At 55.1% G+C, this 24,280-nt stretch carries 19 protein-coding genes; 13 read left to right on the forward strand and 6 right to left on the reverse strand.

Annotated features, from left to right (window positions below; translation table 11 throughout):
* The first annotated feature begins 3 nt into the window (after positions 1 to 3).
* Positions 4 to 1,149, forward strand: coding sequence for a glycosyltransferase (locus FDP08_RS05965; RefSeq protein WP_170978977.1), 1,146 nt, complete (start codon positions 4 to 6; stop codon positions 1,147 to 1,149).
* On the opposite strand, the gene FDP08_RS05970 is transcribed toward FDP08_RS05965, so the two are convergent.
* The 4 genes from FDP08_RS05970 to FDP08_RS05985 all read right to left on the reverse strand — a co-directional run bounded on the left by FDP08_RS05970 (position 1,124) and on the right by FDP08_RS05985 (position 5,545).
* Entirely contained in the window at positions 1,124 to 2,197 is a 1,074-nt protein-coding gene (locus tag FDP08_RS05970) for a UDP-N-acetyl glucosamine 2-epimerase (RefSeq protein ID WP_137435080.1), read from the reverse strand. The genes FDP08_RS05965 and FDP08_RS05970 overlap by 26 nt on opposite strands.
* A gap of 60 nt (positions 2,198 to 2,257) precedes the next feature.
* Positions 2,258 to 3,139, reverse strand: a complete 882-nt coding sequence (locus FDP08_RS05975) for a glycosyltransferase family 2 protein (protein WP_137435081.1) — start codon at positions 3,137 to 3,139, stop codon at positions 2,258 to 2,260.
* Positions 3,132 to 5,042, reverse strand: a complete 1,911-nt coding sequence (locus FDP08_RS05980) for a hypothetical protein (RefSeq protein WP_137435082.1) — start codon at positions 5,040 to 5,042, stop codon at positions 3,132 to 3,134. The genes FDP08_RS05975 and FDP08_RS05980 overlap by 8 nt, the downstream gene beginning before the upstream one ends.
* A 62-nt stretch (positions 5,043 to 5,104) precedes the next feature.
* Complete coding sequence (locus FDP08_RS05985; protein WP_137435083.1) at positions 5,105 to 5,545, reverse strand: pilin; 441 nt, start codon at positions 5,543 to 5,545, stop codon at positions 5,105 to 5,107.
* Positions 5,546 to 5,854: 309 nt separating this feature from the next.
* On the opposite strand from FDP08_RS05985, the gene pilB reads away from it, so the two are divergent.
* The 12 genes from pilB to FDP08_RS06045 all read left to right on the forward strand — a co-directional run bounded on the left by pilB (position 5,855) and on the right by FDP08_RS06045 (position 19,931).
* Positions 5,855 to 7,570, forward strand: a complete 1,716-nt coding sequence (pilB, locus tag FDP08_RS05990) for a type IV-A pilus assembly ATPase PilB (RefSeq protein ID WP_137435084.1) — start codon at positions 5,855 to 5,857, stop codon at positions 7,568 to 7,570.
* Between the two features lie 2 nt (positions 7,571 to 7,572).
* Positions 7,573 to 8,790, forward strand: a complete 1,218-nt coding sequence (locus tag FDP08_RS05995; protein WP_137435085.1) for a type II secretion system F family protein — start codon at positions 7,573 to 7,575, stop codon at positions 8,788 to 8,790.
* A 158-nt stretch (positions 8,791 to 8,948) separates the two neighbouring features.
* The gene (locus FDP08_RS06000) at positions 8,949 to 9,824 is read left to right on the forward strand and encodes a prepilin peptidase (RefSeq protein ID WP_137435086.1); all 876 of its coding nucleotides are present in this window, start codon (positions 8,949 to 8,951) and stop codon (positions 9,822 to 9,824) included.
* Complete coding sequence (coaE, locus tag FDP08_RS06005) at positions 9,824 to 10,426, forward strand: dephospho-CoA kinase (RefSeq protein ID WP_137435087.1); 603 nt, start codon at positions 9,824 to 9,826, stop codon at positions 10,424 to 10,426. Before FDP08_RS06000 ends, coaE begins: the two co-directional genes overlap by 1 nt.
* Before the next feature lie 40 nt (positions 10,427 to 10,466).
* A complete protein-coding gene (locus tag FDP08_RS06010; RefSeq protein ID WP_228263242.1) occupies positions 10,467 to 11,510 on the forward strand; it encodes a hypothetical protein in 1,044 nt (347 codons plus the stop codon).
* 77 nt (positions 11,511 to 11,587) lie between these two features.
* Positions 11,588 to 12,334 carry a tRNA (N6-threonylcarbamoyladenosine(37)-N6)-methyltransferase TrmO gene (gene tsaA, locus FDP08_RS06015; RefSeq protein WP_137435088.1) on the forward strand — a complete coding sequence of 249 codons (747 nt, stop codon included), beginning with the start codon at positions 11,588 to 11,590 and terminating at the stop codon, positions 12,332 to 12,334.
* Positions 12,335 to 12,375: 41 nt separating this feature from the next.
* Complete coding sequence (locus FDP08_RS06020) at positions 12,376 to 14,727, forward strand: hybrid sensor histidine kinase/response regulator (RefSeq protein WP_137435089.1); 2,352 nt, start codon at positions 12,376 to 12,378, stop codon at positions 14,725 to 14,727.
* Positions 14,728 to 14,776: 49 nt separating this feature from the next.
* Positions 14,777 to 14,965, forward strand: a complete 189-nt coding sequence (yacG, locus tag FDP08_RS06025; RefSeq protein WP_137435090.1) for a DNA gyrase inhibitor YacG — start codon at positions 14,777 to 14,779, stop codon at positions 14,963 to 14,965.
* A 117-nt stretch (positions 14,966 to 15,082) separates the two neighbouring features.
* Positions 15,083 to 15,637: a YfaZ family outer membrane protein gene (locus tag FDP08_RS06030; RefSeq protein ID WP_137435091.1), complete on the forward strand. Its 555-nt coding sequence runs from the start codon at positions 15,083 to 15,085 to the stop codon at positions 15,635 to 15,637.
* Positions 15,638 to 15,826: 189 nt separating this feature from the next.
* A complete protein-coding gene (locus FDP08_RS06035; RefSeq protein ID WP_228263243.1) occupies positions 15,827 to 17,983 on the forward strand; it encodes a hypothetical protein in 2,157 nt (718 codons plus the stop codon).
* Between the two features lie 78 nt (positions 17,984 to 18,061).
* Positions 18,062 to 18,985: a glucosaminidase domain-containing protein gene (locus FDP08_RS06040; protein ID WP_137435092.1), complete on the forward strand. Its 924-nt coding sequence runs from the start codon at positions 18,062 to 18,064 to the stop codon at positions 18,983 to 18,985.
* A gap of 49 nt (positions 18,986 to 19,034) precedes the next feature.
* The gene (locus FDP08_RS06045; RefSeq protein ID WP_137435093.1) at positions 19,035 to 19,931 is read left to right on the forward strand and encodes a 1-acylglycerol-3-phosphate O-acyltransferase, YihG family; all 897 of its coding nucleotides are present in this window, start codon (positions 19,035 to 19,037) and stop codon (positions 19,929 to 19,931) included.
* 3 nt (positions 19,932 to 19,934) lie between these two features.
* Here the strand turns inward: FDP08_RS06045 and FDP08_RS06050 are convergent, their stop codons facing one another.
* Together FDP08_RS06050 and FDP08_RS06055 are read right to left on the reverse strand one after the other, a co-directional pair.
* Complete coding sequence (locus FDP08_RS06050; RefSeq protein WP_137435094.1) at positions 19,935 to 22,661, reverse strand: LuxR C-terminal-related transcriptional regulator; 2,727 nt, start codon at positions 22,659 to 22,661, stop codon at positions 19,935 to 19,937.
* 238 nt (positions 22,662 to 22,899) lie between these two features.
* Entirely contained in the window at positions 22,900 to 24,261 is a 1,362-nt protein-coding gene (locus tag FDP08_RS06055) for a DUF1329 domain-containing protein (protein WP_137435095.1), read from the reverse strand.
* Positions 24,262 to 24,280 lie beyond the last annotated feature (19 nt).

Genomic DNA, 24,280 nt, shown 5'->3' on the forward strand with positions numbered 1-24,280 from the left:
TTCATGCCGACAGATCATTCTAAGCTCAAGGTCATTTACCATCATCCTCGACCTATTACGGAGAATGGTCTCTCGGGAAGCCAGGTCCGCCCCTATAAAATGCTTAAGGCTTTCCAAGAGTTGGGAGCCACCGTAATTGAAGTCACCGGTGATGCCCGCACTCGTTCTGAGATCATGCAACACACCAGATTACGCATACGTAACGGTGAGAGGTTCGATTTTGTCTATTCCGAGAACCTGACCATCCCATTTGCAATGTCTGAAGCTCACCGCCTGCCTTTGCACCCGCTTCTTGACCATAGCTTTCTGGCGTTCTGCAATAGGCACGGGGTACCGGTATCAATGTTTAACAGGGATGTCTACTGGCGAGACAAATCTTACAGGGAAATGCTCCCCTGGTGGGGTCGCATGGTAACTATCCCCCTCTATTGGTACGACTGGTGGCAGCATACAAGATACCTCGATACGCTTTACCTTCCCTCAGCGGCCATGGGTACTGTATTGCCCTGGATGAACAGATTCCCAAACGTCAGATACCTGCCGCCAGGCGCCGAGATATCAGACACCGATAACGTACCTCAGTGTGCTGGTGCGCTAAAGTTGTTCTACGTAGGGGGTATTGAGCCGCCCACATACGACCTGCGACCTTTGCTTGCGGCCATTCAGAAAACAAAGGCACACACATCGTTAACGATATGTTGTCGAAAAAAGGAATGGAATAGAGTCAGCGAGTTATATAGGCCCTTTATCACAGACAGGATCGATGTTGTGCACTGCTCTGGCAAGGAACTTGATTCGCTGTATGCCGTGAGTGATCTGTTTGCTGTTGTTCGAAGCCAGGGCAGCTATCTCGACTTCTCGGTACCTATCAAGATTTATGAATCAATTGGTTTCGGACTACCCATCTTGTGCACCTCTGGTGGTGAAACCGCCCGGATAGTGGAGTCAGAAGGCCTTGGCTGGGTCAGAAAAATAGAGGACGTTGCTGAATTTCTTCAAGGACTTGCAGAACAGCCTGAGCTAATTAAGGCCAAAAGAGCAGAGTTGATGGAGCTTCGGGATAAACATACTTGGAAGAACCGGGCAATTCAGGTTTGCCATGACATGGCGAGACCAAGACACATTAGTAGTAAGGCCTTAAATCGTTAACAATAATTTCAGATGGGCTTGTATGACTCAGGGAAATAGGTGTGCGATAATTTTCCAGCTTTGCAAAAAAATCTCGAACTATTTCCTTTGAGTAGTTCGAGAGTACAACATTTTTACCGATGCCTTCTCTGCGCTCAGTACCTTTTCGCATTACGAGGCACGGTAGTCCCAGATAACTACTTTCTTCCTGATTACTGCCACCGTCTGTGATCAGGAATTTCGCCTGAGCCAAAAAACCTGCAAACTCAAAGTAACTCAATCGCTTTCGAAGTTCGATTCCCGGCTCTGCATCAAGACGTTCATATAGCCCGTTACTTCTAAGCCGCTGCTCAGTCGGCGGATGCATAATAAAAAGAATTTTGTGATTACGCGAAATCTCAATGACCGCTTCTACAATCCACCTGAAGCGCTCAGCGTGAAAAATATTCTCGTACCTGTGAATTGAAGCAATGCCATAGTCAGAGCGATCAGAATGACGACTCATTGTGACAGCAAGACGTGTGGCATCAAGCATGGTATTACCATGCGTATGAACGACCCTCTTACCGTATGAAGCAACATTGCTGATCGAAGCATCATCGGGACAATACAGCACATCCGCCAGCCTGAAAGTCATTAGCCGCACCAACTCCTCCGGGAACGGATGGAAGATGTTGAAAGACCTGAGCCCACTCTCTATGTGGCCACACTTGAAGCCCATTCGTTTTGCTGCCAAAGCCCCCACCAGAGTAGAGAGAGTATCACCGTGGACCAACACAATATCACTACAACGCTTGCTACGACCGACCCAGCAGTCCGATGAGCGCCTGGTACGCTTTTCACAAAGGTGGATCCATTTTGGAACTTGAGCTTTAACTTTTATATCTGGACCATCCACAATATATGAATCCGGTCCGGGAAGCCCGAAATCCTCGAGAATGTCACTCATGGTTTCCTGATGCTGACCTGAGTGAATAAAGTTATAGGGGATATCTCGCTCCCGGAGCGCCTTCATGATCGGTGCCATTTTTATAAGTTGTGCCTTGGTACCGATGAAAATATGGATCATACAATAAACCAGGAGAGGGAGAGGTAATCAGAATGATTGCAGGTAGGACAAACCAAAGGTTCAGCCTTTATGATCTTTATCTATATCTTTGTCACCGCCAGAGTACATCAGCGCGGTGATTTGTTCCGAAACCAATCCAACCAAAAATACAATAAGTGACGTTGTGAAAAGCAAGGCACTCATGTTGGTAAATCTTCCAAAATAGTGGAACGTATACCCGTAATATCCCGACCCCAACATGAACAAGACCAAGGCAATCGGCAAAAACATCTTTAGCGGAGAGTATAACGTGCCGATTTTGAAAATGATCAGCAGGAATCGAACCCCATCCTGAATCGGCCTTATATGGCTTTTCCCTACTCGCTTCGAGGCATGGATTGCCAGGTACCCCACGCTATATCCAGCCCTGAAAAACGCCATCGTTGATGTCGTTGGATAGGAAAACCCATTCGGAAGAAGGTTCAAAAATTCCAGGAATTTCTTCCTTCGCACTGCTCTGAATCCTGAGGTAAGATCTTCAACCTTGTGGCCTGTCATATAGCTGGCAAGGCGATTATAGAACTTATTTGCCACTCCCCTTCCTATGCTTGCCTGCGAACCAGACTGCCGGGCGCCCACAACCAGATCAAAGCCATCCGCCAATTTGTTCAGTAATCGAGGAATATCCTCGGCCAAGTGCTGACCGTCACCATCCATGAATACAATAACATCCTCTGTAGCTGCACGGGCTCCGGCTTTCACTGAGGCTCCGTTTCCTTTGGAATATGGGTGACTAATTACACGAGCACCAGCGTCTGATGCTATTTTACCTGTATCGTCACTTGAACCGTCATTGACGACGATTACCTCACTACACTCAGGAAGCTTGATAGTGGCTCTCACCACCTTCTCAATCGTGGGGGCTTCGTTCTTGGCCGGGATGACAACAGAAAAACTAATCATTGCTGAGGGTTTGCCTTAAATTGTTAATTTCGCGGGTATAGTCAACATCATCCCCTACCAACTCCCCAGCTTCATAGGAGTCACTGACTTCCTCCAGAAGTTCGGAAGCTTCATCCAGATAAGACTCAGTTGCAAGATGTGATACTGCAAGGATGCCTGAATTTACGGAACGGAGCCCCCAAACGCCCTCTCTGAAATATTGAAGAGCCTGGCCAGGTAAACCGGCATTAACCGCGTTCACGCCAAGCAGCATTTCTACCCGTCGGTCCGTTTTGCTCTTTGTCCTCGCTGAACTCCGGTAAGCGTGGAGCCACTCCTCCACACGCTGATGGGTGACTCGATGACATCCAAAGGCAGATACCTGCTCAACCAACACAGTCAGGTATTGAAGAATACCACCACTATCCGGAGCCGATGACAAATGATGAGTCAATTCCGCCGCATACTTCTCGGAAATCTCGCCCTCCAGAGCACAGCCGACAAACACTCCCCATAGTTTTGTACGCAAATCGGCCGGCGCCGCTACACTCGCGTTGTCAAAGTACACCAACGCTTTCGTCAGATCTCCGGACTGAAGAGCAAATTTTGATGTTTCCAGCTGCGCTCGCACCGAACCTGGAGACTGGTCAGCCCAAACCTCGACTAATGAGCGATAGTCTGCCCATAGACTGACTCTCATCCAAAGCAATGCAGCAAAAACCAGTAACGCCGTTAACGACAGGATCCATATAAGAGCACGGGGAACACCGTTAGAAAAAGCCAATTGAAGTGGAATGAAGGTTAGAAAAATACCAGGAAAATAGTTTCTGTGTTCGAAATAAAGCTCAAGCGGAATCACCGTTGACTCTATCAGGTGACCAACCACGTAAAGAGTTATACCCGGAAACAATAGTGGCCAGCGGCGCCGCAGAGTCCATGCACCAACCATGAGAAAGATGAACGCCGACCATCCAAGTACTCCGAGGAACCGACCGAACCAGTCTCCGAATGCTACAACCTGCGTATACAAGCCTCCTGTATAAGGTTGCGGTATAAATATGTGGGAGAGATAAATCCAGAGCACCCTGCCCTCGGCCAGCATGCGATCACCTACGGAAAATCCTCGGCGACCATCGACCACATCCCACCCGTTTATCCCCCGATAGATCAGGTAGCCTAACAACAAGGCGGAAGGTAACACACACCCGATTGCCATGATCCACCGCCATGCAGTGCTTTTTAACGGTGCCTGACACTGCAGCGACAATTCCAGCACCAGGACACATACGGGTAGGATGATGATGTTTTCCTTTGAATAAACGCCCAGAACAAAGAGCATTCCCGCAAGAAACATCCATATCACTGCTTTGCCATTCAAGCGTTCGTATCTAGCAACCTCATACCGAGCGTTCAGATAACACCACAAACTGAAAATGGCGAACATCGCCGACAGTATTGCCATCCTTTGGATGACATACAGGGTTGTCGACACCCAGTATGGATGCAGAAGCCAGAGTGCGACGACGCAGAGGGAGGCCAGCAGAATGCGACCAGAGGACCGTGCCTCGGGTCTGGCTAGCGACACGAATCTGATCAAAAATAACAGAACACCGCACCCAGTAAGAAGGTGGAGAAGAACGTTAGTGCGCTTGAACGAATAGGGCTCAGCGGGCCAGGTATTGGAGTCGATCAGGAAGGAGGCGAGAGCAACGGGGCGACCTGTCGGCCCTGAAAAACCGCTACCGAGGTAATTAAGGAGTTTTTCATAAGAATCGACCACACCCCAGTGACCCAGAGGCTCCAGATTCGGGAAGTCATCGAACATGAAATCCCCACCGAAGCCGAAACTGTATATCTGGAAACACCCCAAAAGCAACAGCCATGACCCGAAGCCGATAAGTAAGGCTGTCTGTCGCTCAGTCATTTTAATTTACCAAAAAGTAAGGGGCACAATTGTGCCCCTTCAAAGTTCTTCAGACTAAACTATTAACGACAGCTTGACGGGAGGTATTTAGCGTCCATAGCGCTACCACCGCCTGTCTTACAGGTCCAAATCATAGATCCGCTGCCAGTAATTGGGCTCAGCAGGAAGGTTGCACTTTGGATACCAGCGGAAACATCAGAACTTTTCATCGTAACTGTGATCAAGCCATCTGTGACTGACACGTCATTTACGTAGCTACCGTTGACGTCCGCAGCTGCTGGCAAACCGTTGGTATTACTATCAGCGTCGTCCAAAGCGCCTTTGGTTGACCAGATATCACTAACGGTACTCTTCAAACCACCCGCCAAGCTAACACCTTCAGAAACTTGAGCACGAGCGGTGTAGTCCTGGTAGGCGGGAATAGCAACCGCCGCCAGAATACCAATAATCGCCACAACGATCATCAGTTCGATAAGAGTAAAACCCTGTTGTACTTTTTTCATAATTTATCTCCGAAATTTCGTCAGTCACACTCCGACGGGAGCAGCCTAAAGGGTCTTAAGCATAGCGCGTGCCAAATGCAATATATTGTTAATTTCCTTAATGCTATCAACAGCCTAGGCCAAACCATCTCTTATCATCCGACGCACCGAAGATACTCCTGAAGTGCCTTCCACCGTCAACCAGTGACGCTTTTGGTCACCTCCACCATCACAAACGCTTACTTTCCAAACCCATTCCATCCATCTAAACTCTGGTTCATTCACACCTAGCAAACTTTCAGCAACTTAGGCGGCATTCTTAAATCCTTTATGGCTACTAACAATTCCAATGTGACGCTGACAGGCCTTGCCCGGCGATTTGTCGAAGACGGGCTTCTTGATGAGGCCACCGCGAAAGAGGCCTTTATCCAGGCTTCCCAGAACAAGATTCCACTGATTACTTACCTTGTTCAGAACGAGCTGGCGAACAGCAGTGGGCTGGCCTTTTCAGCCGCCATGGAGTTCGGGGTGTCAGTGCTGGACCTCAGCTCTTTCCTACCGGAAATGATGCCGGAGAAGGTGGTTGACGAGAAACTGGTCCGCAAGCACAACGCGTTGCCACTTTATAAACGAGGGAACCGGCTATTTATTGCGGTTTCCGACCCCACCAATATCCAGGCACTGGATGAGATCAAGTTCAATACCGGCCTGAGTACAGATGCCATCCTGGTAGACGACGCCAAACTCCGTGCCGCCATTGATAAATACCTAGAGTCCCAGGACAGCTCCATGGGTGACCTCGACGATGCTGACCTTGAGGGCGTGGAGACAGAAGGCGGTGAGCAGGAAGATGATGCTGTCGTCGCGGCTACGGATGTCGACGACGCGCCCATTGTTAAATACGTAAACAAGATGCTGCTTGATGCTATTCGCGGTGGCGCATCAGATGTGCACTTTGAGCCTTACGAAAAGACCTACCGGGTGCGCTATCGCACTGATGGCATCCTCAAAGAAATGTCCCGCCCTTCCATCAAGCTGGCCCCCAAGATCTCGGCCCGTATAAAGATCATGGCACAGTTGGACATCTCGGAGCGCCGGGTACCTCAGGACGGCCGGATCAAGATGAAGCTGTCCAAAACCAAGGCGATCGATTTCCGAGTGAACACGCTCCCAACCCTGTGGGGTGAAAAAATTGTTCTGCGTATTCTGGACCCTAGCCAGGCAAAGCTGGGTATTGACGTCCTGGGTTACGAGGAAGAGCAAAAGAAACTGTACATGGACGCCCTGGAGCAACCACAGGGCATGATACTGGTTACCGGCCCCACCGGTTCCGGCAAGACGGTTTCACTCTACACCGGCCTGAATATCCTGAATACGCCAGAAAGGAACATTTCTACTGCGGAAGACCCGGCTGAAATCAACTTCGAGGGGGTCAACCAGGTCAACGTGAATAATAGGGTCGGCCTGGGTTTTGCGGAAGCACTAAGGGCATTCCTGCGTCAGGACCCGGACATCATCATGGTGGGCGAGATTCGGGACCTGGAAACCGCCAACATTGCCATCAAGGCGGCGCAAACTGGGCACCTGGTGCTTTCTACCCTACACACCAACAGTGCCGCCGAAACGCTGACCCGTATGATGAACATGGGGGTACCGGCGTTCAACATCGCCACGTCTGTGAGCCTGATCATTGCCCAGCGACTGGGTCGGAGACTGTGCAATTCCTGTAAACAGGCGGCGGATATCCCCAAGGACGTGCTTTTGGCCGAAGGGTTCACACAGGAACAAATTGATACAGGGTTCACGTTGTACCGTCCCAAGGGCTGTGATAAATGCAATGGAGGATATAAAGGCCGCGTCGGGATTTACGAAGTGGTCAAGATTACCGACGAGCTGGCGAACATGATTATGGAAGAGGCCAGCTCCATTAAAATTGCAAAGCAGGCACAGGCCGAAGGCTTCCCGAATCTTCGCCAGTCTGCCCTCAAGAAAGTGATGGAGGGTGTGACCAGCCTTGAGGAAGCCAACCGCGTGACGAAGGATTAAGTATGGCAGCAAAAGCAGAGAAACTTCAGGCGTTCGTCTGGGAAGGTAGAGATCGTAAAGGCAATAAATCGAAGGGTGAGGTATCCGGTACCAACCTTGCGTTGGTTAAGGCCCAGTTGCGCAAGCAGGGCATTATGCCGGACAAGGTCAAGAAAAAGCCCAAGCCGTTGTTCGGCGGCAGCAAGAAGATCACGCCGTTCGATATTGCCATGTTTACAAGGCAGATGGCGACGATGATGAAGGCTGGCGTACCGCTGGTTCAAAGCTTCGACATAGTTACAGACGGCTTGGAAAACCAGGGGTTGAAAGAGCTGATTGGGGCGATTCGCAATGATGTGGCTTCAGGCACAAGCTTTGCCAATGCCCTACGCCGCCATCCCAAGCATTTTGACGACCTATACTGTAACCTGGTTGACTCCGGTGAAAAGGCCGGTGCGCTGGAGCAGATGCTTGACCGGATTGCGATGTATCTTGAGAAGACCGAAGTTCTCAAGAAAAAAGTCAAGAAGGCCATGACCTACCCGATTGCGGTTATCGTAGTTGCCATTGTTGTAACGGCGATCCTGCTGGTAAAAGTGGTACCTCAGTTCGAGAGCCTCTTCGCAGGTTTCGGTGCGGAGTTGCCCGTATTTACCCAATTCATTATTCGGATATCGGAATGGATGCAGAAGTGGTGGTTTATTGTGCTGCTTGGCATCGTGGGCTCTGTTTTCCTGTTCAAGGAGGCCAAGAAGAAGTCCCAGAAATTCTCCGATTTAGTTGACAAATATGTATTGAAACTTCCCATTGTCGGCGAAATTCTAGACAAATCTGCTGTGGCGAAGTTTGGAAGGGTACTCTCAACCACCTTCGCTTCTGGTGTTCCCCTGGTGGATGCACTCGATTCCGTTGCCGGTGCTACTGGTAATGCGGTTTATCGCGATGCCGTGATGAAGATCAAGGATGACGTTTCCAGTGGTACTCAGCTTCAGGCCTCCATGAAAACCACCGGTGTGTTTCCGGTTATGGCGGTTCAACTGACGTCTATCGGTGAGGAGTCCGGTAACCTGGACGAGATGCTGGAGAAGGTTGCTGACCACTATGAGGGGGTTGTTGACGACATGGTTGATAACCTGACTGCGCTGATGGAACCGATGATTATGGTGGTTCTTGGTGTTTTGGTGGGTGGCCTTATTATCGGTATGTATCTGCCAATCTTCCAGATGGGTCAGGTGGTTTGATTTGTTTGGTTGTTTTGTCGAACAACAGTTTGTCGGATTACGGCCCGTTGGGCCTAATCCGACCTACGGTTCAATAGTATCCCTTCAGCGTAGGTTGGATTAAGCGAAGCTGTAATCCAACAATAAGCCCTCTTGAAACTCCCCAATCCGGACCAGTAATGCCATACCTAGATCCCATCCTAAACACCCCCTGGCTTCTTTACACCGCAGTTACCCTCTTCTCCCTCTGCATCGGCAGCTTCCTGAACGTGGTCATCCTGCGCCTGCCAAAGATGATGCAGCAGGACTGGCGCTGCCAGTGTGAGGAGTTCCTGGAGCTTCCTGACGGGCAGAGAAAGGAGGAAGAGCCAATCACGCTTTCGAAGCCCGCTTCCACCTGCCCTTCCTGTGGCCACAAAATTCGTGCCTGGGAAAACGTTCCGGTGATCAGTTATCTGGTACTGGGCGGCAAGTGTGCTGCCTGTAAAGCCGGTATTTCACCGCGCTATCCGATTATCGAGGCGGTCACGGCGCTGTTTTCGGTGGTGACCGTTTTTGTCATGGGGCCGACTGAGGCGGCATTGTGGGCGTTGTTGCTGGTGTGGGCGCTGATTGCGTTGACGGTGATTGATTTTGATACCCAGCTGTTGCCGGATAGCATAACCTTGCCGCTGATGTGGCTTGGGTTGGTGCTGAATTACTTTGGTGTACTGACCGATATTGATAGTGCTTTTTGGGGTGCTATAGCGGGTTATCTGTCGCTCTGGTCGGTGTACTGGTTGTTCAAGCTGGTGACTGGCAAAGAGGGCATGGGGCATGGTGATTTCAAGTTGTTGGCGGCGCTGGGCGCCTGGCTCGGATGGCAGTTGTTACCGGCGGTGATTTTGTTGTCGTCGGTGGTGGGTGCCGTTGTGGGTATCAGTTTGATGGTGTTCCGCAAGCATGGGCGTGAGGTGCCGATTCCGTTCGGGCCGTATCTGGCGGCGGCGGGGTTGCTTTGCCTTTGGTTTGGGGCGGAGATTTTGGCGGCTTGGTATGGGTATTTGGGGGTTTAATGGCGGTTGTGGGGCTCACAGGCGGAATCGGCTCCGGCAAATCAACGGTTGCGCGCATGTTTGGCGCGCTGGGCGTACACTGGGTGGACGCCGACGATGTTGCCCGTGAGGTGGTGGAACCCGGCACGCCAGCTTTGAAGCAGATTGCGGAGCATTTCGGGAACGAGATCCTGCTGCCGGACGGCGGGCTGGATCGGGCGGCATTGCGGCAGGTTGTGTTTGATGCGCCGGAGGAGCGGGCCTGGCTGGAGGGGTTGTTGCACCCGGTGATTCGCAAGGAACTGGTTCGGCAGCTACACCCCTCGGACTATGCCCTGCCCTATGTGCTGCTGGTATCACCGTTGTTGCTGGAAACGGACCAGCACCAGCTGGTCGATAAGGTTGTTGTGGTGGATGTGCCGGTGGATATTCAGATTGAAAGAACGATGGCCAGGGACGACAATGCCAGGGATCAGGTTCAGCGAATTATTGATGCACAGATTCCACGCGAGCAACGGCTGCAAAAGGCTGATGAGGTGGTGGACAATAGCCGGCCCGTTTCTGAGGTTGAGCACCGCGTTGACGAGTTACACAATCAGTTTATGGTGGCCTTTGGTCGCTAGCGTTCGTTCTTTCCGTACCTTTCCCCATGTTTGTGCTGCCTTGCTTGCAGCGTTCCCCGGTATCTCCACGGCGCAGGATCGACTGTTTACTGTTCCTGACCCGGCTGTGCAGAATGTACTGGCCCCTGACAATCTGCCTCCGTCGTTCTTTACCTTTTCCCCGGACGAATACTGGGCCGAGCCCAGGGACTCCTATTGGCTGCGATTCAGTAACTGGGTGCTGACCCAGGAGCGCGGCCACAGCGATCGCGTTCAGGCACTGGGTGAATGGGCAGACCGTACACTTTCGGGCAGCAACCAGGCGTTGCCGGATAATGAGAGCTACCTGCGGGTGGGATTTGCCACTGAATCAGAATATGGCGACCCGGCCCAGTTTGATCCGGAGGCGCGGTTCCGGCTGGATATTCCGACCACTGAGGAAAAGCTTCGGCTGGTCATCGAGAGTGAGAGCGATGAGCTGATCCCCCTCTCGGAGCGGCGGCGAAGCCGGCAGCTGACAGCGGATGAGCGCACTGAAACCGAGGCTACCGGTGCGCTTCGTTATCTGACCAGTGTTGGGGATGCAATCAATCTGAGTAACGATGTGGGTATTCGGTTGCGGCTGCCACCGGACGCTTTCTGGCGGGCGAAAGCCGAGAAGAGTTGGCAGCCGGGCGAGGACTGGAAGCTGGCGGTAGAGCAGCGAGTTTACTATTTCCACCAGGACGGCTGGGGCACGCGGTCGTGGTTCGGTGCGGGTCGTGATCTGGGTAATGGCTGGAATACGCTGGTGGCTTCAGAGGTTGAGTGGGTTCACGATGATCGTAAATTCGTGCTTTCCCAGACGGCGAATTTTTATAAGCGGCTGAATAACCGGTCTACTCTTAATCCGCGGGTGGGGATTCTGGGTGAGAGTCAGCCGAATTGGCGGCCGACGTCGGTGTTTACGGATGTGACTTATCGGTATCGGTTGCACAGTGACTGGTTGTTTGGGGAGATTATTCCGGCGCTGGAGTTTCCGCGGGATGAGAGTTTCAAGGATCGGGCTTCGTTGATTTTGCGGATCGAGTTGTATTTTTCTGGCAGCATTGAGCGGCCCTACTGATGGGCCTTTGAGTTTCGATTCTGCTATTTCCTGACCGAGCTCCCGTCTGAATCTCTACCTCGGAGTTGTCTAAAAATATGAGTCGCCATCCATCTCGTCCTGCTATTGATGCGTTAACGCTCACACCCATTGCCCTTACCCGCTCCTGCTTCCGTGACAAGTTTGGTGTGCCCCGACAGCCTGGGTTGACCCGGTTTGCCCATGCCGACCTGGTGATCCAGCCGCCGTTTGATCGGGAGGATGCGTTTCGGGGGTTGGAGACGGCGAGTCATCTGTGGCTGACGTTTCAGTTTCATGAGGCGGTTCGGGCGGAGTGGCGGCCGGTGGTTCGGCCTCCGCGGTTGGGGGGTAATAAAAAGATCGGGGTGTTTGCCAGTCGGTCGCCGTTTCGGCCTAACAGTCTGGGGCTGTCGGTGGTTCGGAATGAGGGGCTTGGCAGGGATGATAACGGGCGGTTGGTGTTGCGGATCAGTGATCATGATCTGATTGACGGTACGCCGATTCTGGATATCAAGCCGTACCTGCCGTTTGCGGATTCGGTGCCGGAGGCGTCTCTTGGGTGGGCGGATTCGGCGCCGACGGAGCGGATGCCGGTGGTGTTTCTCGCGGAGGCGGAGGAGCAGCTTGCGGGGTTGCCGGCGGAGCAGTATCCGGATCTGCGGGGGCTGATTGAGGATGTGGTGAGTTACGATCCGCGGCCGTCGTTTCGGCGGGGGCGGGATGAGGAGAGGATTTACGGGGCGCATTTGTACGATCTGAATGTACGTTTCCGCTTTGTCCATGCCGATTCACAGGAACGTGTCGAAGTGCTGACTGTCTGTTAAACTGCAGATCGGTTGTTTTTTCGACACAGGGAACGCGTGCCTTGCCTCCGATCCGGTTATTCAGACGAATAGGTGTACGGCCACTGGCTGCCAGGCTGCTGGTTTATGTTCTGTTGTTCAGCCTTATTCTATCGCTGGCAGCAACGGGCGTGCAGATGATTGGCGAGCTGGAGCGCCGTACGGAGGATCTGCGTAATACTCAGGTTCGTGCGGCTGAACTGGTGTCCGGCGCCATGAGCAATAATCTGTGGTTGCTGAACTACAGCGAGGTGGCCAACAGCCTGGACGATATGCGCGCCATTCCGGCTATCCAGTATGCCCGTGTCGTCACCGTTAGTGGCGAGGAGTTCAGCACCGGTACCTATCCCGATGGCCGGGTGATCAGCCAGTCTTTCCCTCTGGTTTTTAACCGCGCGTCTTTCGACAACCCCGAAGCCGTGGGCACATTGACGGTGACCTCGTCGTTAGAGACGGTCCATAACGAGCTGATGGATCGAGCTCTGCTGACGCTGCTGTTCCAGTCTATGATCGTGATGCTTGGCACTCTGGGGTTGCTGATTATTGTGCGGCTTACCCTGTCACGGCACCTGGAAACCATTGCCGATTATGCCTCCCGGCTGAATCTGGATGCGCTGATTGAACCTCTGCAGCTTCGCCGTAAGCCACCCAGGCGCGGGGATGAGCTCAGCGAACTGGAACAGGCCCTCAACACCATGCGCCTGCAGTTGCTGGAAGATACCCAGTCACTGCGCCAGACCTCGATTCAGTCCCAGGATGAGCGGGACGAAGCGGTGCGGGCCAACCACGCCAAGAACCAGTTCCTCGCCAATGTCAGCCATGAACTGCGGATTCCGTTGCAGTCGGTCCTGGGCTACGCCAATCTGCTGTCAGACACGCCCATGGATCAGGAACAGCGGGAGTATGTTCATACCCTGCTGAATGCCTCAGAGAGCCTTTCGTCCATCATCAATGACCTGCTGGATATCTCCAGCATGGAAGCCGGCAAACTGGTGCTGGAGGATATTCCCTTTGATCTGCGGGATACCCTGAATGATCTGGTACATATGCTGGGCGCCCGCGCACGGGAGAAAGGCCTGGCCCTGGAGCTGCGCATTGACGAGAACTTGCCCTGGGCGCTCAGGGGCGATCCGGTGCGGTTGCGGCAGATTCTGCTGAACCTGACATCCAATGCCATCAAGTTCACTGACTCCGGCCATGTGCTGATCAGCATTGAAGTGCTGGGCCGTCGGGATGACAACGTGCGGCTGCGCATAGCGGTGGAGGATACCGGAGTCGGCATCAACCCGGAGGACATTCCACTGGTGTATGAGCCTTATGTTCAGCTGGGCCAGCGTTTCCAGCGCCAGCTTCCGGGGGCAGGCCTGGGGTTGACCATCTGCCGCCAGCTGGTTCATCTGATGAGTGGCTCCCTGGACCTGGAGAGCAAACCCGGGGATGGCTCCACATTCTGGATGGAGCTGACATTGCCGGTGGCAGCAGAAAGTGCCTCTCGCAGCCGGCCAGATACCAGCATGATCCGTGGCAAGCGTATTCTGGTGGTGGACTCCTATGAGCTGTCCCGCAAGATTACCCTGGAGATGCTGTCGCGGTACGAGCTGGATATCGAAGCGGTGAAGTCCGCCGGCGAGGCACTGACCTCACTGCGTCTGGCCTCCGACAACGACGAACCCTTTGATGCCATTGCACTGGACGGGTTTGTGCCGGATATGGACAGCGACCTGCTGTGCCGCCAGATACGCAGCAATCCGGAGTGGAGCCACACCCGGCTGATGATTCTGTCGTCCAACCCCCAACGGGGCGACGCGGAACATTTCCGCCAGGCCGGTGCCGATGCGTTTCTGAGCAAGTCTCTGCGCGAGTCGTGCCTGACGCCAATCCTACATCAGTTGTTTGCAGATGCTGCGAAGGACGAACGCCGGTTCCTGACCCGTTTTTCCCTGCAGGCTGTCAGTGACAACACCCGCCGCCAGGAGCTGCCCTGTGGCCGCATGAAGGTGCTGCTGGTAGAGGACAATCCGGTCAACCGAACCCTCACACGACGGCTGCTGGAAAAGCTCGGCTGTGATGTGATGACGGCCAATGATGGCGAGGCGGCGTCCAGCCTGTGGCAGTGGCACCCCTTTGACCTGATTTTTATGGACTGCCTCATGCCCAAGGTGGATGGGTTCGAAGCCACACGGCGCCTGCGCCGATGGGAGAAAGACCATAACCGTACCCCGGTACCGGTGGTGGCTTTGACAGCCAGTGCCATGGAGAAGGACGAGGAGCGCTGCCGCGAGGCCGGCATGGATTCCTTTGTTGCCAAGCCTGTCAATATTGAAATGCTACGGGCGGTTCTGGAACAATACTGCAAGGCGTCCGCATCCACCTGATTGCTCTTAATGCCCTCAATACCCTCAACACCGTGAATACAAGGTCACCATGAACGTAGAATGCCCCACCTGTAAGAAGTCCGTGGAATGGAATGAGAATAATCCTTTTCGCCCTTTCTGCTCAGAACGCTGTAAGCTGATTGATCTTGGCGCCTGGGCCAACGAAGAGTACCGCGTGCCAGCCGAAAACGTCTCACCGGACGACCTTGACCAGGGTGACGATGTATCCAATCACTGAGGGCCCCTATTAATTGCCCCTTAACCCATTTTAAGTTGAGGCCCCCGTGCCAGCCCGTTACCATTCGGCCAAATGAAACCCGATCCGGTTACATTCAATCAATGAGAAGGTAGAAGAATGAAAGCGTCCCGTATTCCTTTTATCGTTCTGTCCCTTGCGGCAGCCCCTGTCTTCGCTGCCGATGCGGATCTGAGCCTGACCAACGACTCCGTGAAGGGCCAAGTCAACTTTTTCGACACCAATTCTGACATCCAGGTGGGTACCGGCTACACCTATCACGAAGGCAGCCGCCATATTGGCAATGTGGACTTCCACGCCCAGGGCCGTACGGCGCTCGGCAACCTGCCTACCACCGCCGGCATTGGTGTGCGCGCCATCGGCTGGGAAGATGATCCTGCGGACGGCGGTGCGGTTGCCCTCGGCGGGTTCGCCACTGTGAATATTCCCGACGTGCCGGGGCTGTCGTTTACCGGCGGGCTTCATTACGCGCCGAGTATTCTGTCGTTCGGTGATTCCGACGACCTGACCAGCCTGGAGCTGCGGGCCAGCTACCGCGTTATTCGTAACGCCGAGCTCTTTGCCGGCTACCGCTATCTCAATACCAACTTTGAGGGCCGTGGCGACCTCAACCTGGACGAAGGTGTACTGGCCGGCATGAAGATCTTCTTCTGATTCGCCCCTGACCACCTGACAGCCCACTCCGCCGGTTACCCGACCGGCGGGGTTAACACCCCCGAAATCGTGCCCTGCCTCACTCTTTGCCCTTTGCCAACTTGGTAAACTTCCCGCTCACGCTTCGGGAATGGTTTATCTGGTATGGACAACCTCTTTTTACAGACAACCGGGCGGGCCCTTTTGGCCTTGTCAGCAGCTTCCGTACTGGCACTCAGCACCGGTTGCGGCGGCGGTGATGATGCCATCGATGATGCAAGAGACAGGGGAAACAGCTTTCCCCCGGCCAAGAATGCCAACGACGATTTCACCTCCGGCACCACCGGCGATTCCAGCAACACCTCTGGCCTGGAGCGCAATGAGGTCAGGGTAACCATGGAAGTGCCGGAATCCGTGGCACCGGATGGTGAGACCACCCGTCGTAATCTCAGGATCGTCGAGCCGGACACCGTCAACGTTTACCGGACTGACCAGTCGCTCCGCAACCTCGCTTCTGTCGACACCCGCTCCCGCACGGAAGACACCGGGCGCACTGTGATTGCCTTTGAAGACGGCCTGCCCCTGGGCCCCGACGTGATCATCGAGGCCACCTACGGCAACACCCGCTTGCGGGCCCTGGCTGCCGATGCGGACCGGGACGTCAAGGTCAATCCGTTCTCGGAATACCTGGTGGCCAATGCGCTGGGCGCGTATACCTCCGGTGAATTTTCCCGAATAATGGACTGTGTGAATGACACCAACAGCACCCTGTGTCTGAACAAGTATGTGTGGTCCACCCTCGCCGATCAGGTACACGATTTCGAGATTAATATTCCCGGCAACCTGGGGGCTCAGGGGGCATTAACGCTACTGGAAGAACGGGGAGACTTTGCCGGCTATGTGTCTTCCATGGCGGACCTGGCGCTGCTTGGGGAGGATTCCTCGGGCAAGATCGAAGCCAGCTCTGCGGATTACCACTCGGTGTTCTGGGGTGTGGAACTGGGCCAGACTTTCCGGGAATCAGCCCTTTCCGGCTCCGGCCAATGGGGCGTGCGTCTCGCGCGTGAGGAGACGGTCACGGACCAGAACGGCACCGGCTATGTCTATCCCGGCCTGACCCTGACGTCCTTCGATGCCTTCAATATCAAGGTTACCTCCCTGGCCAGCGATATCCCCTATGACCGCAAAACACTGGCCCACCGGAACGACAATGCATTTTTCGACCGCGCCGACTGGGAGCTGAATACCCACTCCTCGTCCCCCGGCGCTGCAACCCTCAAGGATGACATTCGCCTGCTGGCCGGCCGCGCCCTGTTCCAGAGCATCACCGGGCGCGGCAGCTCGGAAATCATCGGCTGGACCCGCAACCCCTATCATCTGGACGCCTATGCAGGCGGCGGCACTGACCAGCCTGACCGGGTGCTCAGCGGTTATTTCACAGCGGGGAAGGCCATTGAATTGCGTTCCGAAGGCGGTGAGCTGAAGCGGGAGCGCACTCTGGAAGACCATTATCTCTCGGTGTTCGAGCTGAATCTGCTGCGGGAAGAAGGGTTTGACCGGCAGGCGGTTCTGGACGGCAAGGATTATAACGTGGTTTACCTGACCACCCGCATGGGCGACGAGAACCAGCCCATGGTGGTGGAAAGCGGAGTCGGAAACTGGCAAATCAGTGGCCAGAACGTTACCCAGACCGCAACCACCACCACGCTTCGTCGGGACAATACCGGAACCGTCACCCTGGCTCCCGGAACCCGCGATGCCAGTTGGGTGATCAGTGAGCGCCCGTCACGGGTTTACGACCCCAACGAAGGCAACGTGATCGTCAGCAATGGTCGGCTGAACCTGGACAGGAACACCGCCTCGGGTCTGGATGAAGTGCCCGACATCGCCATCGGTGCTTCCACCCCGGATGGCACACTCCTGGGCTTCAACCTGGACACCAATGCCATCGGCGATGGCCTCTTGGTGGCTGCCGAGCAGGCTAATGTTTCGCCACCCACTAGCGGTAGCTACCGGTTGCAAGGTGCAAGCCTGGGTATGTCCCAGTCCAGCAACCGGCTGGCCCATTTCGATAACGCCCTGCTGGTCATCGAATCTGCAAGCACCGCCCGCCTTGAGGGCCGGAGACTGGATGTTACCCACGAAGTGGATGCGGAAACCGTATCCGTTCCACAGGCCCGGGTACCGGAAGAGATTTCTCTCACCTGGAATGCGAACAATGATGGGACAGCAGCCTTCACCGGCGGCACCCTGACTATGGGCGGATTCTTTACCGGTGACCGGGATCAGTTCTTCCTGCAACTACGCGACACGGACGGCGACGAGGAAGTCATAGGCCTGGTGATGGCCACACGCCTGCCGGACTGACCGACACCAAACCACACGGGCGACGTGGCCGTATAACCTGTTATAATTTCTGCCATATCGATTGTAACGTGAGGTCTTATGTCTTCTGGTATCCGGGCGTTGTTGCTGGTTTTTCCGATGGTGATTTTTGGCTTGTGGGGAGCTTTGCACACACCGGACCCCGATCTTGACCGGGACAGGGATGAAACCGATGACGTTGCGCTGGCCCAGTTGCCACCCCTGCCCCGCTGGTCCAGGGCTGACCTGCCGGATTTTTCCAGCTATAGCGATACCACCGAAAAGAAAGCGGCATTCTTCTCGTTTCTCTACCCACGCATCGTGCTGGCAAACTCCCGCATTCTTATCGAGCGAGCCTATTTGCAGAGTCTTTCCGACAAGGACGAGCTCAGCAAGTCCGAGCTCACCTGGCTGAAAAACCAGGCAGAGCGTTTGAGGGTGGACGAAGAACCCGGCAGTGCGGACATGTTCCGGCGCCTGGAGAACCGCCTGGATGTGATTCCACCTTCACTGATCATGGCTCAGGCCGCGAATGAGTCCGCCTGGGGCACTTCCCGCTTTGCCCGCCGGGGTAACAACCTGTTCGGTCAGTGGTGCTTCTCGAAAGGCTGCGGCATCGTGCCTCAAAGCCGGGTTGACGGTGCCAGCCACGAGGTGGCCGATTTCGACTCACCGTATCTCTCGGTACGCTCCTACATCCAGAACCTGAATCGTCACCCCGCCTACCAGACGCTTCGCGACGTTCGCCTCAAGGCTCGCAGCTCCGGGGATGACGCCAGCGGCTCAAGCCTCGCCGCCGGTCTGCTGGACTATTCCGAGCGCGGCGAGGAATACGTGAAAGAAATCAGAAACATGATCCGCTACAACAACCTGAGCTACTACGACGAGAAGTTTCGCAGCGTCCGGGACAGTAGTCAGCAACAGTTGCTGAAGCTTGCCTCAGCCAGCAATGAAGAAGCCCTGCTGACTGACAGTCAGGATGATGCAACCGGCGGCGAAGGGTAAAACTGCCGCCCGATAATGGCCCATACCTGTATTCCGGAGACGTCTGACAATGCTCAGTTTTTTGCCTGCACCGGTCAAAGGTGTGCTTGCAATTGTGCTTGTGCTGCTGAACACCCTGTGGCTTTTTCCGATCCTGATGATCTTTGCGATTATCAAACTGGTGATTCCGGCTCCCCCCATCCGCAAGGGGTGCACCATCGTTCTCAATCGCATTGCCTGGCTATGGATCGGCTTCAACAACGTGCTGGCCGATGTGCTTCATGATATCGAGTGGGACGTCCGCGGGGTCGGGGACCTGAGCCGGGAACACTGGTATTTTGTGACTTGTAACCATCAGAGCTGGGCCGACATTCCGGCTATCCAGCATGTGCTGAACAGCCGTATTCCGCTGCTCAAGTTTTTCCTGAAGCAGCAGTTGATCTGGGTGCCCTTTCTGGGTATCGCCTGGTGGGCGCTGGACTTTCCGTTCATGCAGCGGCACACCAAGGAACAGATTGCCCGGCGCCCGGAACTGAAAGGCAGGGATGTGGAAACCACTCGGGCAGCCTGTGAAAAATTCCGTTATACCCCGGTAACCATCTTCAATTTCATGGAAGGTACCCGGCTGACACCCGCGAAACACAAGAGCCAGAACTCACCCTACAGAAACCTGCTCAAACCCCGTGCCGGCGGCACCGCTTTTGTGCTGGAGGCTATGGGTGAGTCCCTGCATACCATGCTGGACGTAACGATCGTGTATCCGGAGGGCAGGTGCGGTATCTGGGACTACCTGTGTGGGCGAGTGCGGAAGATTGTCATTGATATACAGACCCGGGAAATTCCACAGCGGTTCCTGGGCATGGATTACCAGAACGACCGCGAAGTCCGCGTTGATTTCCAGCGCTGGGTTGGTGAGCTGTGGGCCGAGAAGGACGCCCGGATCGACGAACTGAAACAACCCGCCTGATCATTACAGCAGCCCAAGCTCCCGGGCGCGGACAATCGCCTGGGTACGCGACTTCACCTCAAGCTTGGCATTGATACGGCGGGCATGGGTTTTGACCGTGTGCAGGGAGATGTGCAGGCGGTCGGCAATGTCCTGGTTCGACAAACCCTGGGCGATGAGCTCCAGCACACCCTGCTCCCGGTCGCTGATGGGCTCGGCCAGGGGCGCCTGCTCTCTCATATCCGATAACCCGTAGAGCCTTCCCACCGATTCGGTGAAAGGGGTGTCCGGCATCTGCTGCCAGGTTTTTTCCAACAATTCCTGCAGCTCGCTCCTGAGTTCGGCAAACGGGCTTATGTAGTGCTCATCCCCGGCCATACTGATCGCAGTGGCGAGAATCTTCTGCGCCACTGCGGGGCCTTTCTGACGCCAGCTGACAACACTCTCGAGCAATCGCGAGTGGATATCCAGTCCAAACGGGAGTGTTTCGCCACTGTTGTTGCGGATGCCCTTTACCGTTTCGGCAGCCTTTACGTCGTCGCCCCTTGCCAGTTCAATCCTGGCCTGCAGGCAGTCGAGCATACCCGGCATCATCGGGAACATTTCCGGCACACAGTTCACTTCCCGCCAGGGGGTGAGCCGTTCCATCGCCTGGGCTGCGGTATCCGGCTGCCCCAGTGACAGCCAGCCACTGATTTTCAGGGCTTCCAGCACCGGAACATACACCGACTGGTCAACCTGCCAGGATTGCATGATGCGCTCTGCACGACCGATCCAGGAAAAAGCATCATCCAACCGGTTCTGGGTACGACAGATAAGTACTCGCAGCGCCATGGCCAGCAGCAGGCCCAGGTCACGGGTCTGTTCCGCATGGCGTATGCAGGTCACCAGCAGGCGATCCGCCTCAGCTTCCCTGCCCTGGTGCCACAATACCATCACCAGATTGAGCTGAAGCCGCGTCTCGCCCACTCGCGCCGGGCGGGAGGATTCGTTCATGGCGGTATCCAGGCCGGTTCTCAGCAATTGCTCGGCGTGTTTCAGCGAGCCCTTGCCCAATTCGATCCGCGCATGCGCATACACCGCGAGGATTTCCGAACCGCCATCGCCAGCTTCCCTGGCCAGTCTGGCTGCAATACGGTTGGCTTCCCGTGCTTCACCAAAGTTGCCGGCCGCGCACAGGGCACTGGAGCGAACCAGTTGGGTTACCAACTGGCCCTGGGTTGACAGTTCTTCTGCCTGCAGCGCACGGTCCGCCACTGCCAGAGCTTCATCAACGCTACCCTCGCCACGAAGGATAAACGCCCTCAGGGCGTCGATACGCCCCACCAGCTCGGGATGATTCCCGTCATCCAGATCACTGATCAACAGCCGCGCCTGGCCGAACTGCCCGCCGATGGCGTGAACCCAACCGTAAACGATCTTTAGCCGCGCACTTTTTTCCAGCAAACCCGGTGGCAAGGACCGGCGCAGCCGCAGCAGCGATGCGGTATCCTGACCTATCAGCAGCGCCTCTGACCCTTCCGAGGCAATGCGGACGGACTCGTCCATATCCCCGCTTAACAGTGCATATCGCAATGCCTCCGGAAACTGATTACGCTCACTGAACCAGCGACTGGCCCTGAGTGCCCGCTCGCGGGAGCCATCCAGAGCCGGCGTCTGCAGCCAGTCATGAAGCAATGGGTTGAGGCGGAACCAACGCCCCCTGCCGGGAAGCGGACGGAGCGGGATACCGGTTTCCGCAGCCGCTGAGGGCCGAAACGCGTGATCACAGCCGGCGTCTGCCAGGGCCAGGAAGAGCTCATCCGAGACAATTTCCATTTCAGCCATAATCCGCAGGGAACGCTGCTGCCCCGGCGTAAGATGAACCAGAACCGCATCCCTGAGAAAACGTTCGACGCTGAAGGTTTCCTGAATCGGTAGCCGGGCCTCGGAAGAGGACTCCAGCTCTCTCTGATAGAGTCCCAGCGGCGTAAGCCAACCCTCTGTCAGTGAATACAGATGCTCAACGGCAATGGTAGTAAGCTGATTACGGCTTACGGCAGTCTGAAAGAACTCGAAGGTTTCGGAACGGGTCAGCTCCAGAGATTCTGTGCCGATCCGGTTGAAACGGCCTTCCAGCTCATAGGTATGGGTTTCAAACGGCAGCGGCTTTCTCGACACCAGTATCAGTGCCAGGCCGTCGGGTGTGTTGGCGGCAAGTTGTTGCAACAGGGCAATGGCCGCGGGATTGGCGACAGTTCCGATATTGTCGATCACCAGTACACTGCCGGCTTCCGGGTCGTTGCCTTCTCGATTATCGCCTTCTGGCGTATTCCAGTGAGGATGAGACAACAACATCGCCAGAGCATCGCTGTAGCTGGCGGCTTTTTGCTGACCGGACGGTCGCGGCGTAACGCGAGGGGGTGTCAAGGCGATATCAAGCAGTGCCATCAGCCGGCCGGGGTCGTTTTCCTGGCCTGTCAGCCCCAGCCATCTCAGGGTTTCCGGGTTGCGACCGGTTTCACGGAAGGCCGCGCTCAGGGCATGGGATTTGCCAAAACCTGACGGTGCCTCAACAAACAGAACCCGCCCTGGTCTGATAGCCGACGTGAGTTTATCCGTAAGTGCCGCTCTTTTCAGATAGTTAGGTACGGGCTCTGGCATCCGCACCCGCTGACGCAGTAAATCCCTGATCAACTCGCCACGATGAGCCCCGCCCACTGCCGACTGGAACTCATCGTTGGCCGCACAGCCATCATCAAATGGTTTCACTCTCTGCCCCGTTGAAGATCCGGAATCCGCAGGCCCTGCGGCCCATCATCCGGCAAATGTGATCTCTGCCTTGTCGTTATTACGGCGACCTGCATCGGGTACGCCTTTAGTATTAGTAGGGAGAGGTTAAACCAAATCAGGGGTGGGCTGCAAAAGTTTGAAGGGGCAGAACAAAAACGGCGGGCCCATGGGCCCGCCGTTTTTATGGCCCGGGATTCACTCCCGGGCAGATAAGGACTTATCGGGTGCCCGCACGACGCAGGGCAGCAGGTGTGTAATCACGTGACCGACGCTCGACGCCAAACTCATACGGATTGGTTTCCTCGTTGGTCAGACCAAGCACCAGGTAACGGCCGGAAAGCAAGTCATACAGCGTTTCGATGGCGTACCAGGGGACAACCTGATCGTAGAACTGCATGCTGTGCGCTTCTGCAACACGCCAGAGCTCACCACGACCGTCATAGTGGTCAATCACAGTCGCCTGCCAGGAATCTTCATCGATGTAGAAGTCCCGTTGTGCGTAGATGTGGCGCTCGCCATCTTTCAGGGTAGCGCGTACATGCCATACACGGTGCAACTCGTAACGGGTCAGATCCTGGTTGATGTGGCCGGCCTTGATGATCTCATCATAGGTCAGGTCACGATCCACCAACTTGTAGGAATTGTACGGAATGTACATTTCCTTTTTGCCGATCAACTCCCAGTTGTAACGGTCAGGTGCGCCGTTGAACATGTCGAAGTTGTCGGAGGTACGCATACCGTCTGCAGCGGTACCCGGACCGTCATAGGCTACCTGAGGCGCGCGGCGAACACGGCGTTGACCGGCGTTATATACCCACGCGCGACGCGGCTCTTCAACCTGGTCAATAGTCTCGTGGACCAGCAGAACGTTACCGGCCAGACGCGCCGGCGCGGTGATCGCCTGCTTGAAGTAGAACAGTACGTTAGGATCCTGACCTGGCTCGTAATCTTCCAGGTAGGTCTTCCAGGTCAGTTCGTCCTGGAATTTTACAACACTGAAGGCACCGTCTTCAGTGGGCGTAACCTGGCCGACGTTGCGCTGAACGGAACCACCCCGATAGCGGGTGATGTGATTCCAGATGGCTTCCAGGCCGTTCTGGGGAATCGGGAACGGTGTTGCCGTCTGGTAGTTGCCCAGTCCGTTACCGTCCTTGATCAGCTCAACAGTGGTTGCGTTCTCGACGGTCTCTTCCATCACGTGATCCGGATAGGCAGCCGTACGGTGCGTAGGATACACCGGCATCTTGTAATCGTCGTAACGTTCAATCATGGCAACCTGACCCGGGGACAGATTGTCCGCATACTGATCAACGTTACTTTGATCGATGGTGAACAGGGGCTTCTCGTCCGGGAACGGATTCACGTAGATTCCGTCATTTTTGTAACCCTCCGGTGACGTTGTCAGGCCACCATCCCATGCCGGGATTTCATCGCCATTGCCAGCCTTCTCTGCGCCCATCGGCGTCAGTGAGTCACCCAGCTTGGCCGCTTCCTCTGCGGAAACTGCGCCGAAGGCATTGCCCGCAAACAGAGATGCGGACAGTATGCCAGTGGCCAGTAGCTTCTTGTTCAGTTTCATTTAATTTACCTCGTTAAAC

The organism is Marinobacter panjinensis (assembly GCF_005298175.1).
Classification (GTDB): Bacteria; Pseudomonadota; Gammaproteobacteria; order Pseudomonadales; family Oleiphilaceae; genus Marinobacter; species Marinobacter panjinensis.